Annotated in this window: 10 protein-coding genes; 9 read left to right on the forward strand and 1 reads right to left on the reverse strand. The window is 41.7% G+C overall.

What is annotated here, in order from left to right; genetic code table 11:
- Nucleotides 1-28 precede the first annotated feature (28 nt).
- From QE382_RS09080 to QE382_RS09095, 4 genes are all read left to right on the forward strand, one after another.
- Nucleotides 29-1,873, forward strand: a complete 1,845-nt coding sequence (locus QE382_RS09080; RefSeq protein WP_307185613.1) for a glycoside hydrolase family 2 protein — start codon at nt 29-31, stop codon at nt 1,871-1,873.
- Nucleotides 1,874-1,963: 90 nt separating this feature from the next.
- Nucleotides 1,964-4,438 carry a glutaminase family protein gene (locus tag QE382_RS09085; RefSeq protein ID WP_307185614.1) on the forward strand — a complete coding sequence of 825 codons (2,475 nt, stop codon included), beginning with the start codon at nt 1,964-1,966 and terminating at the stop codon, nt 4,436-4,438.
- 53 nt (nt 4,439-4,491) lie between these two features.
- Nucleotides 4,492-5,580: a family 43 glycosylhydrolase gene (locus QE382_RS09090; protein WP_307185615.1), complete on the forward strand. Its 1,089-nt coding sequence runs from the start codon at nt 4,492-4,494 to the stop codon at nt 5,578-5,580.
- A 67-nt stretch (nt 5,581-5,647) separates the two neighbouring features.
- Entirely contained in the window at nt 5,648-6,709 is a 1,062-nt protein-coding gene (locus tag QE382_RS09095; RefSeq protein WP_307185616.1) for an acyltransferase family protein, read from the forward strand.
- Here the strand turns inward: QE382_RS09095 and QE382_RS09100 are convergent.
- The gene (locus QE382_RS09100; RefSeq protein WP_307185617.1) at nt 6,701-7,642 is read right to left on the reverse strand and encodes an alpha/beta fold hydrolase; all 942 of its coding nucleotides are present in this window, start codon (nt 7,640-7,642) and stop codon (nt 6,701-6,703) included. The two genes, QE382_RS09095 and QE382_RS09100, sit on opposite strands and share 9 nt — an antisense overlap.
- A 319-nt stretch (nt 7,643-7,961) precedes the next feature.
- On the opposite strand from QE382_RS09100, the gene QE382_RS09105 reads away from it, so the two are divergent.
- The 5 genes from QE382_RS09105 (at nt 7,962) to katG (ending at nt 12,501) form a co-directional block, all read left to right on the forward strand.
- On the forward strand, nt 7,962-8,519 hold the full coding sequence (locus QE382_RS09105) for an RNA polymerase sigma factor (protein WP_293954602.1): 558 nt from the start codon (nt 7,962-7,964) through the stop codon (nt 8,517-8,519).
- A gap of 10 nt (nt 8,520-8,529) precedes the next feature.
- Nucleotides 8,530-8,868 carry a hypothetical protein gene (locus tag QE382_RS09110; protein ID WP_307185618.1) on the forward strand — a complete coding sequence of 113 codons (339 nt, stop codon included), beginning with the start codon at nt 8,530-8,532 and terminating at the stop codon, nt 8,866-8,868.
- A 222-nt stretch (nt 8,869-9,090) separates the two neighbouring features.
- A complete protein-coding gene (locus tag QE382_RS09115) occupies nt 9,091-9,384 on the forward strand; it encodes a hypothetical protein (protein WP_307185619.1) in 294 nt (97 codons plus the stop codon).
- Between the two features lie 79 nt (nt 9,385-9,463).
- Nucleotides 9,464-9,919 (forward strand): Hsp20/alpha crystallin family protein, encoded by a 456-nt coding sequence (locus tag QE382_RS09120; protein ID WP_307185620.1) that lies wholly within the window; start codon nt 9,464-9,466, stop codon nt 9,917-9,919.
- A gap of 302 nt (nt 9,920-10,221) precedes the next feature.
- Nucleotides 10,222-12,501, forward strand: coding sequence for a catalase/peroxidase HPI (gene katG, locus QE382_RS09125; protein ID WP_307185621.1), 2,280 nt, complete (start codon nt 10,222-10,224; stop codon nt 12,499-12,501).
- Nucleotides 12,502-12,520 lie beyond the last annotated feature (19 nt).

Raw genomic sequence — 12,520 nt, forward strand, 5'->3', positions numbered from 1 at the left:
ATATAAATAAATGACTCAACGATTTTTTATGATGAAGAAAACCTTACTTTTTGCCAGTTTGATGATGGCAGCACAATTGAACTTTGCTCAGGATTGGAAACCCGCAGGGTCACATATATTAACTCCTTGGGGCGAGAAAGTAACGGCACAAAAGCCACATCCTGAATACCCTAGGCCACAATTAACCAGAACAAACAATTGGCAAAATTTAAATGGCTTATGGAAATATGCAATCACTCCAGTAGGTACTAAAGAGATTCCTCGTCAATGGGACGGCAATATCCTTGTTCCTTTTGCTATTGAATCGGCATTGTCCGGTGTTGGTAAAGAGGTCGGGAAAGATAAAGCGTTGTGGTATAATAATACCATAACATTGGACAAGTCTGTCAGTAAAAATAAGGTCCTGCTGCATTTCGGTGCCGTAGATTGGCAGTGTGATGTGTATGTAAATAATCAATTGGTCGGAAGACATGAAGGTGGTTTTGATCCATTTTCGATGGATGTGACAAGCTTCCTAAAGAAAGGAGCGAAACAGGAAATAGCCATTCGGGTATGGGATCCGACTGATGATGGTCCACAACCACGGGGTAAACAAGTGAACAAGCCGAATGGTATATGGTATACACCAGTGACGGGAATTTGGCAGACCGTTTGGTTAGAAAGTGTCCCCCAAACTTATATTGTGAGTACCAAACAGACTCCGCGTTTGGACGATGGAGTCTTGGCCTTTCAGGCTTCCGTAGAAGGAAGTCAAGCCGGTGACGAAATAAAGGTGCGTGCATTGGATGGCGGAAAGGTTATTAAAGAACAAACAGGACAACCGAATACATCTTTCGATCTTTCGGTACCTAATCTGGAGCCATGGTCCCCAAGTAACCCTAAGCTCTATGATCTGGAAATTCAGCTGATTCGAAAAGGAAAAGTCGTAGATCAGGCGAAAAGCTACTTCGCCATGCGGAAGATAGCCATGCAGAAAGATGAAAACGGCGTTCAACGTTTAATGTTAAACAATAAGTTTACTTTCCAATATGGTCCATTGGATCAAGGCTGGTGGCCAGATGGTCTACATACCGCACCAACGGATGAAGCGCTGAAGTTTGATGTCGTCAAAACAAAGGAAATGGGATTCAATATGATCCGTAAACATATCAAAGTTGAACCGGCGCGCTGGTATCGGTACTGCGATAGTATAGGTATGCTTGTCTGGCAAGATATGCCTAGCGGCGATCTTGGCGGAAACCATTGGGATATGCAACCAGGAAAGATTTCAGGAGGAAATCGGGATAGAGTACGTTCACAGGAATCTGAGAATTACTACCGGAAAGAGTGGAAAACCATTATGGAAGTGTTGCATAATTATCCAAGTATTGTCATTTGGGTACCTTTCAATGAGGCTTGGGGGCAATTCAAAACAAAAGAAATAACGGAATGGACAATGTCTAATGATCCTTCAAGACTCGTCAATAGTGCCAGCGGTGGTAACTTTATGGAAACTGGACATATCTTGGATATCCATAATTATCCGGATGCAGCCATGCCTGATCCAAATTTGTTTGGCGCTAAGCAAGTGCTTGCATTGGGTGAATTTGGTGGTCTGGGATTACCGATCGATGGGCACTCCTGGCAACAAAAAGACAACTGGGGATACCAAAGTTTCAAGAATAAAACGGAATTATTGGAGCGTTACAAACGTCTTATCCATGATTTGACACGTCTAATTCCGATGGGATTGTCGGCCGCTGTTTATACACAGACAACAGATGTGGAAGTAGAAACAAATGGTTTGATGACTTATGATCGAAAAGTTGTAAAAATGCCTGAAGCAGAATTGAAGGCTGCACATCAGGCGCTTTATAATGCACCTACCAAATAATTGATAGCGATATGGCCGCAACTCGGGTTGCGGCCTAAATTTATAGCTGAAAGTATACCTGTCAACCTAAACCTATTTTATACGAAATCAATGAAATTAAAATTACTAATTGCAACGGCTATTGTATGTCAATCGGTATCGTCGTTTGCACAAAAACAAGTTTTTAAGAATGAGCTTCGTGCGCCTGCCTATCCTTTAGTAACAATCGATCCCAATACAAGTGCCTGGTCCTATAGCAACGAATTAAATGCGGATGTTGTACGTCATTGGACCGGCAAATCCTTCCCCTTATTAGGGGTACTTAAGGTGGATGGAAAAACCTATCGTTTCCTGGGTAAAGAAGAGGCTGAACTTTTGCCTTTGGCACGGATGGGCGAACATGCGGCTTGGACGGGAAGTTACGTTGTCAGCGAACCTGCCTCGGACTGGATGAAACCTTCATTTGATGCACGGCAATGGAAAACCGGGGCAGCGCCATTCGGTACCAAGGATAAAGAGCCCAATGTAGAGACTGATTGGCAGGAACCTAAAATTTGGATTAAAAGGGAAGTTGAACTGACAGAGGATCTGACAGGAAAATCTGTATATATCGAATTTACACATGACGATGACGCTATTTTGTACGTCAATGGTATTGAAGTTGTTAATACAGGTAATTCGACAGGTAAAAATAGTCGGGTCAAACTGCCAGATCATGTCGTAAAAACATTGAAAAAAGGAAAAAATATACTGGCGGGTTATTGCTATAATAGGGTAGCGAACGGATATTTTGATTTTGGACTCTTTACAGAAAAAGAAGGTAGTATTCAATTCGATAATGAAGCGAAGCAGATCACTTCCAATGTGCAGGCAACACAAACACATTATTCGTTTAACTGCGGGCCCGTTGATTTAAAAATTACATTTACTGCGCCCATGTTTCTGGATAAATTGGACTTAATGGCTAGACCCGTAAATTATCTTTCCTATACGGTCCATGCGAAGGATGGCAAGAAGCACCAGGTACAACTCTATTTGGAGGCAGCACCAAATTGGGCACTGAATTCTCCTCTTCAAGATGCTGCAAGCAGTTTCTTTACTTCCGGAAATCTCCAGTTTGTAAAGACAGGAAGCAAAAGTCAGCAGGTTCTAGCAAAGAAAGGTGACGACCTACGGATAGATTGGGGGTATTTTTATATGGCTGGTGCAAAATCAAAGACAAAGTCCGCGGTCGGAAGTAGCCATCAATTACGCTCTAATTTTCTGAAGAGTGAAAATGGCTCTTCTTCAAATGGAGGGCAACAATTGGCGCTGATACAAAGTTTTGATGTTTCATCAAGCTACCAGGATAAGATCTTGTTGGGCTATGATGACCTGTACTCGATCCAATATTTTGGACAAAATCTACGGCCATATTGGAATAATACTGGAAATAGTTCCATTGAAAAGCAATTTGAACTGGCCGACAAAGAGTATACTGTTCTCAAAAAGGCTGCTGATAAATTCGATGCCGAATTATGGGGTACAGCTTTGCGCAACGGCGGTGAGGACTATGCTGCATTATGTGCCTTGGCCTATAGACAGGCAATCGCCGCTCATAAACTTGTAAAAGCACCCAATGGCGATCTGCTTTTACTGTCTAAGGAAAATGATAGCAATGGGTCAATAGGAACTGTTGATGTAACCTATCCTTCGGCTCCGATTTTCCTTTACTATAATCCTGAACTGGCCAAAGCACTAATGAACGCCATTTTTTATTATAGTGAAAGCAATAAGTGGACAAAACCTTTTGCGGCGCATGATGTTGGGACCTATCCTTTGGCGAATGGCCAAACCTACGGTGGGGATATGCCCGTGGAAGAATCAGGCAATATGCTGCTATTAACTTATGCTTTGGCCAAGGTGGAAGGCAATGCAGCTTATGCCAAAAAACATTGGAAAGTGCTGTCTACCTGGGTAGATTATCTAGTCGATAAAGGTCTTGACCCCGAAAATCAGTTGTGTACAGATGATTTTGCAGGCCATTTTGCGCATAATGCCAATTTATCTATTAAAGCTATTTTGGGTATTGCATCTTACGGTTATCTGGCCCAAATGCTTGGTGAAGAGGCTACGGCGAAAAAGTATTTGACCGAAGCAAAAGCAATGGCGATGAAATGGAAAAAGATGGCCGAAGATGGGGATCACTACAAGTTAACTTTTGATAAAAGTGGAACCTGGAGTCAAAAGTATAATATGGTCTGGGATAAATTGCTTAAGATGGATATTTTTGACCCTTCTATCCGTGAAACTGAAATTAAATACTATCTCAGCAAACAAAATAAATACGGACTTCCCCTGGACAATCGTCAGCCTTACACCAAAACCGATTGGATTATTTGGACGGCGACCATGGCAGATGATAAGCCTACCTTTGAGGCATTTTTGAAGCCAGTCTACCGTTTTATGAACGAAACAACCGATCGCGTTCCCATGTCGGATTGGACCTATACAGACCGTCCTAAAAGAGCTGGATTTAAAGCAAGATCCGTTGTCGGGGGCTATTTTATCAAAATGTTGGAAGAAAAATTGGGAAAAGCAAAATAGCTTTCCCTGTGATGCAGAAAATAATATAACAAGATAATAAGATGTTGAATGCAATGTTGTTCAGATATTGGATCGGCGGAGTTGCCGTACTGAACCTGTTGAGCTCCTGTGGAAGCGCTACAGGTTCAGTGAAGCCGTCGGGACAAATAACAGATGCTACGGCTCAGCATAAAACCTATAGCAATCCGGTTTTTGAGCCCATACTTGCTGATCCTACAGTCGTTAGAGACCCACAGCGCAAAATGTTCTATGCATACGGGACAGCCGACAATTGGGGCGACGGAAAGGGACAACGTTTGGTGTCTATTCTACAATCCACCGATCTTGCTCATTGGACCTGGATTGGAACGGCTTTCAGCTCAAAACCGAGCTGGAAAGCCGAGGGGGGAATCTGGGCACCAGATGTGGTGAGGTTAAATGGTAAGTATATCTTATATTATGCTTATTCAACATGGGGAGACCCCAACCCCGGTATCGGTGTAGCCCTAGCAGGTAGACCGGAAGGCCCCTTTATCGACCAAGGTAAACTTTTTGATAGCAAGGAGATCGATGTGCCGAATTCAATAGACCCTTATTTTTTTACGGAAAATGGGCGTAATTATCTGTTCTGGGGCAGTTTTAGCGATGCGAATACGCAAGGGACTTATGGTGTTGAACTGGATAAAAATGGGACAGCGGTACCCGATTTAAATAAAAAATTTAAAGTTGCCGCAGGAGATTTTGAAGCCGTTGTGATTCATAAACGGAAAGGGTATTATTACTTTATCGGGTCCAAAGGCTCCTGTTGTGAAGGAGAAAAAAGCAGTTATCATGTTCTTGTGGGGCGCTCTCGTGATCTGAAAGGGCCCTATGTGGATCAAGAAGGCCGCAACCTTACACAGCGGGGGAGCGGAACGCTGTTGTTAAAAGGAAATGATCAATTTGTGGGGACAGGTCACACTTCGCGCATTATTACAGACGACAAAGGAAAAGATTGGATACTCTATCATGGTATTGATCCAAAGCAGCCTCGTGTCGCTACGGGGGGAAATCGCCGGATGCTATTGTTGGATCAGGTTGTTTGGGATAGGGACTGGCCCAAAATTGAAGGGGCAACCAGCAGTGTTGCGCCGCAACCGACACCAACGTTTAATACTAAATAGAATTTTCAATAGCTAGCAGCGGATCTCCGATCTTCGTCGGTCTTAATTTTCGCTGCCAATAAAAAATATGATACATCAAACGAAGAAACATTTTGAACTTCTTGACGCCATGCGTGGGGTAGCCGCAATCGCAGTCGTCCTGTTTCACTTTATGGAAATTGCACAACCGGATTATCGCAATAGTTTTATTCCACATAGCTATTTAGCCGTTGATTTTTTCTTTTGTTTATCGGGTTTTGTCATTGCCTATGCCTACGATCAGAAGCTGGCCACAATCGGTCTAAAACGATTCTTTCTCTTGCGTTTGCTGCGATTGCACCCATTGGTTATCATCGGTACGTTGATTGGTTTATTCGCATTTATTTACGATCCATTCAGCAGTTTGGCTGGCTCATTTTCTGTTTTGCAAAAGATGGGGATGTTTATTAGTGGGATAACGTTGATTCCATACCCGGTTGTACCAGAACGCTATTTTAATCTTTTTCATTTAAACCCACCTACATGGTCGCTATTTTGGGAGTATATCGCCAATATAGCCTATGCTTTGGTACTGGTACGGATTCCAAAAAAGTTTCTTTGGGGGATAGTGCTCCTTGGTGCAGCAGCGCTATGTGCCGAATCATTTCGTTCGGGCTATTTAGCTGTCGGTTTTGGAGCAGACAACTTTTGGGCTGGTGGAATTCGTTTATGGTTTTCGTTTTCAATGGGACTACTTATTTTTAGATCGAACTGGGCCATTTCCAACAAGCTTCCTTTTTTCAGTGTTCTAGGTCTACTTGCCGCCGTATTTTTTATTCCATTTTCTGAAGCTTATGGTAAATACATTGATCCTATTGTCGTTATCTTCTATTTTCCTTTATTACTCTTACTGGGGATAGGAGGGCAGCCTGTGTTTGGAGGGGTCAAGAAGTTATACAAGTTTTTAGGTGATATCTCCTATCCGCTCTATATCATTCATTATCCATTTATCTGGATTTTTATGAGCTATGTAGAACTTAATCACCCATCGAATAAGCAAATGGCTGTGATTATTGTTATTGGAATGCTGTTGTTGATTTTTTTATCTTTATTAGTCTTTAACTATTTAGATGAGCCTATTCGGAAATATTACAGTCGGAAACTAAAGTAAATGGCGATGAAGCCAGCTACTGATGAACTGGAATACCTCCATTTTGCAGTCTTCATTAAGAATTTCATGCCGCATGCCTGCATATAATTTAAGGGTTATATCGGTCTGTCCCTGTGCCCTTAACTGTGCCGCACTTTTTTCAACGCCTATTCCAAAATCTCCTATTGTATCATCTTGTCCGCTGATAAATACAATTGGTAGATTTTTTGGGATATTCTTGGTAGCCTCGATAGCTGTCGCTTGCAAAGAAAGGTCTAATACGGTATGAAACCCATTGTTGGTAAACAATCCCCCACAAAGTGGATCTTCCAAAAATGAAATACGGTTTGTCTTCCTTACGCTTAACCAATTGCTGTTATTTTGGTTAGGCTCGTTCTTAAATCGAGCATTATTACGTTTGTCAAAAATGCGATTGATCAATTTACTTCTTTCTTTAGGGGCAATACTATTGAGAAGAGTGAGTAAAAGGCGAAAGGCCATGGATCCTTTTTGACGTTGGCCTGTCCCCACGATAATGGCCCCCTTAAATTGCCAGCCAATTTTTTGCAAAACACAGCGTGTGACAAAGGATCCCATGGAATGCCCTAAAATAAATTGAGGAAGTTGCGGATAGGTTTCACGTAAGAAGTTACTCATTGTAATGGCGTCATCAATAAGTTGTTCTTTAGCCTTTTCTTTTTGAAAATAGCCTAAAAGATCAGGTTGTGAAGCTGTTAATCCGTGTCCCAATTGATCGTACGTTAAAACAGCGAATTGCTGCGCTGTCAAATAACTGGCCAGTTCCTGATATCGACCACTATGCTCTTGCATACCATGGATGATGAGTATCGTGGCCAATACAGGATGATCTGTAGGTTCATAGAAGTTATAAGAAATTTTATACTTATTTTCTGCCGTATTAATGACATAAAAATCTGACGATACCCTATTCATGATGCGTTTTGTTATTTATAGTAAAGTAAGACAAATTTATGGTATTTAAAAGGTCAGTAATCATTATAGCTTTCAGGAGCATTACTGTTATTGCCTAAAATAGGGACAAAAAAATAGCGCTATTAATTGTGTTGTTTGAGGCTGTTTTTTAGATTTTACTTAATTTAGAATACACAAAGCGTACACAAAACAAGAAGAAAAGAAATTTGACATGTTGTTCATGATGCGGGGTGAGCGAGAAGAGAGTGATGTAAATAATTTAAAGTAAAAGTTTTGCTGGTTCGTCTAGGCTGCTATGGACATTGCATACCAAAATCATATGGCAGAGAAAAATTCCAGATCATTTACGGATACCGTTAAGACTTATGGGAGTCAGCTGCTGCGTTTTGTTAAGGGTAAAGTAAAGAAAACTGAGGATGCAGAGGATATCTTACAGGAAGTTTGGTATCAATTCAGCCGTTTGACCAATATGGATGAACTGGAGAATGCTGGGGCCTGGCTTTATGCCGTTACACGCAATAAAATTACCGACAGCTATCGAAAAAAGAAAAGTGAATCACTTGATGATCTGATCGCAGGCGACGATGATAGTGAGCGTTCATTTCCTATCCGTCAGTTTCTTTTGGCTGATGACTCCAACAATCCCGAGCTAAAATTATTTAAGGATATTTTTTGGGACGAACTGATGAAAGCATTGGACGAATTGCCAGAAAAACAAAGACGGGTTTTTATGTTGAATGAATTGGAAGACAAAACGCTTCAAGAAATTGCCGTGATGGAAAATGAGCATTTAAAGACCATCATTAGCCGCAAAGGGTATGCAGTGAAGCATCTAAGAGTACGGTTGCGGAGTTTGTATGAAGAATTAAAATTTTAAGGATTACGCTATGATTGGAAGAATGAAAAGACAGCGGAAGGGTAAATTCGCTTTTGTGTTTGTCGCTATTATCGTGGGTGTTTTTTTATTGGTAGCGTTGCTTCAATATTTATGGAATACGTTAATGGTGGACATTTTCAATTTAAAAGCAATTACCTATTGGCAGGCACTAGGACTCTTTGTTTTTTCAAGAATCCTGTTCGGCAGAGGATTTGGTAAACCGGGGGGGGGGAGATTCCGAAAGAGTTTTCCGAGTCACATCGAAAAAGAAGCGGATCTCTCCGAAGAGGAGAGGGAGCGTTTGCGTGAGGAATGGAAGCGTCGTTTCAGCGGACGATGCGGATTATGAAAAAACAATAAAAATTTTAAAGTAAAAACTGTTTTTGGGCGTCTTCTTTTATAAAGGCGCCTTTTTTATGTCGATATACCGAAAGAAATAACAGAACGCGATGATCTGTCAGAATGGATGTTGGCGACACTAATTAATTACAAATATGAAGGTCAAGAAGAAGTACAATTTCAGACAAATGAAGGTATGTGCTTACGGAAACCTTAAAAAAGATGTATTCAAATGAAAAATAAACTTCGATTTATATTGCCGCGCCTGATCGTGCTTACGGCAATAGCAGGATTAGCAACGCTACTTATTGGGACGATCTTTAAACTCTTGTTGTTTGGAACAGTGCTGTTTGGTATAGTAACCTTTGCCGCAGCAAGAATGCGTACGAGAGATCGGCGGGCTTTCCAAATGGACACCCCTCCAGTGCGCCCGAATGTTCAGCGTCACTATGAGACAGTCGTAGCGATCGTGCCGTTAAATGCAAAAAGACGTTATAAGAAAGCAACAATAGTTCCTGTTTATTAATAGTTGCAGAATCGCAATTGCCAATGCAATCCTGCGATCATCAATTGACATTTAGTATTCAAAATTAAAAATTAAAGACATGTTTAAAAGAGATAATTACAGCAGCGGATATTCAAATCCTGATAAATTTTGTGGAAAGCATTTTAAGGACCGTTTTGAAAAATTTCAGCAGCATTTTTTTGATGGCGAACCCATGCAAAGCGCACGGAGACAGCAATTTTTTCCTGTAAATATTGTTGAGAATAAAGAATTTTTTGAAGTACAGCTTTTTGCTGCTGGTCGCAAGAAAGAACAATTCCAAGTCAGCATACAAGAAGGAGTGCTTAAAATTTTATGTACAGCGAATAGACAAGACAATTCCATAGATTATATTTACAAAGAGGAAGCTGGATTAGCATTTGAGCGTGAATTCCAATTAAATGAACAGGTGCTTACAGATAATGTACAGGCCAGTTTTGAGGATGGGGTGTTGACGGTCATTCTCCCAAAAGATCTTGAAAAGGTAGCGAGACCACAAGAGGTCGTTATTGATTAGTAACAATAGTAAACGTAAATCAGTATTTGAGCTGATTTTGAAAAAGGGCAGCATATAGAAATTAGCTGTCCTTTTTTTATTTCTCCGTATGGTTACGATACCACTTTCCATTATACGAAGCTTAAAATGTTGAAAAGCTATTATCACTTATGTAGATAGTACAGCTGTTATGGTATAAGTTTTGTCTATGGTTTATCAAATCATTCGATGGAACAGATCGACTGTATTTATGTACTTTTATGAAAGTTAAAATCAAACAATTTGATCAATTAAAGTATTATATAAAAAAACTTTCTTTTAATATGGACAACAACGAAAAAGACATTAGCAAATGCCCCTTTCACAATGGTACCATGCGCAAATCCGTCGCAGGAGGTGGAACTCAGAATCAAGATTGGTGGCCAAATAGACTACGTGTAGACCTGTTGAGACAGCATGCGAGCAAGTCAAATCCAATGGATGAAGGCTTTGATTATGCAGAAGCGTTTAAACAACTAGACTTGGAAGTTGTAAAAAAAGATTTACATGCATTGATGACTGATTCTCATGATTGGTGGCCGGCAGATTTTGGACATTATGGTCCATTATTCATCCGAATGGCATGGCATAGTGCAGGAACTTACCGGGTAAGCGACGGTCGGGGCGGCGCAGGATCTGGTCAACAGCGTTTTGCACCTCTAAATAGCTGGCCAGATAATGTGAGTCTAGATAAAGCGCGTCGCTTGTTGTGGCCTATCAAACAAAAATATGGTAAAAATATTTCTTGGGCAGATTTAATGATATTAACGGGTAATGTTGCCCTAGAGTCCATGGGCTTCAAAACTTTCGGTTATTCCGGTGGACGCGTCGATTCTTTTGAACCAGAACTGGATGTATATTGGGGGTCTGAAACCACATGGTTGGGCGGAGATATCCGCTATGCCGATGGTTCGGAAGGCGTAATGAAGTCACACGGTGTACTGTCGGCCGATGATGATGCAGACGGTAAATTACACACCCGCAATCTTGAAAAACCATTGGCAGCGGTACAAATGGGATTGATTTATGTGAACCCAGAAGGACCGGATGGAAATCCTGATCCGATTGCTGCAGCAAAAGATATACGGGATACTTTTGGTCGGATGGCTATGAATGATGAGGAAACTGTCGCTTTGATCGCTGGAGGACATACTTTTGGGAAAACTCACGGCGCGGGGCCTGCCGACAATGTTGGAAAAGAACCAGAAGCTGCTGATATAGAACAACAGGGCCTTGGTTGGAAAAGCACTTATGGCAGTGGAGTGGGAGCAGATGCTATTACCAGCGGACTGGAGGTTATTTGGACACAAAAGCCAACAGAGTGGACCAATCTCTTTTTTAAAAATCTGTTTGAGAATGAATGGGAATTAACAAAAAGTCCTGCAGGGGCACACCAATGGGTAGCTAAAGGTGCCGATTCGACTATTCCCGATCCTTTCGATCCAAGTAAAAAGCGGCGGCCAACGATGCTGACTACCGATTTGTCTTTACGTTTTGATCCAGTTTACGAAAAGATCTCGCGTAAATTTTATGAAGATCAAGAAGCATTTGCCGATGCATTTGCCCGGGCTTGGTTTAAATTAACACACCGTGATTTGGGACCGCGCGAACGTTATCTCGGTGCTGAGGTTCCGACTGAGGAATTATTGTGGCAAGATCCCATTCCGGCTGTTGATCATGCGCTCGTTGATTCGGATGATATTCGTGCGTTGAAAACGACGATATTGAATACTGGGCTCAGTATAGCTGAGCTTGTAACAACAGCTTGGGCTTCGGCATCTACCTTTCGCGGATCAGATAAGCGAGGCGGGGCAAATGGCGCTAGAATACGTCTGGCTCCACAGCGTTATTGGCAAGTTAATAATCCGACACGATTACAAAAAGTGCTTACTGCTCTCGAGCAAATTCAGCACGATTTTAATGGAAAACAACAAGCTGGAAAGAAAATCTCTTTGGCCGATTTAATTGTCTTAGGGGGAGTTGCAGCGATAGAACAGGCAGCTCGTTCGGCTGGACATGACATCGAAGTTCCATTCCTTCCCGGACGTATGGATGCATCTCAGGAACAAACTGATGTTGAATCTGTGGGATATCTCGAGCCAATTGCAGATGGATTCAGAAACTACCGTAAAGGCGCTTATACCGTATCTACCGAGTCCCTATTGATTGACAAAGCACAATCGCTTACACTCTCTGTACCGGAATTAACTGTGCTTATTGGCGGAATGCGGGTTCTTCAAGCGAACTTTGACGGTTCTCAACTGGGCGTAATGACAGATCGCCCGGGCCAATTGACCAACGACTTTTTTGTTAATCTATTGGATATGGGGACAACTTGGAAAGCCATCTCGCAGGATCGGGAGATTTTTGAAGGGTCAGATCGTAAATCCGGTGTTAAAAAATGGGAAGCGGGACGGGCAGACCTTGTTTTTGGATCGAATGCGGAGTTGAGAGCAGTTTCCGAAATATATGGAAGTGACGATGCGAAAGATAAATTCGTACAAGATTTCGTGAAGGCTTGGACTAAAGTGATGGAGTTAGATCGTTTTGATTTACATCGCTAATACGGCCGGACAATTAATT

Source organism: Sphingobacterium zeae, from assembly GCF_030818895.1.
GTDB classification, from domain to species: domain Bacteria; phylum Bacteroidota; class Bacteroidia; order Sphingobacteriales; family Sphingobacteriaceae; genus Sphingobacterium; species Sphingobacterium zeae.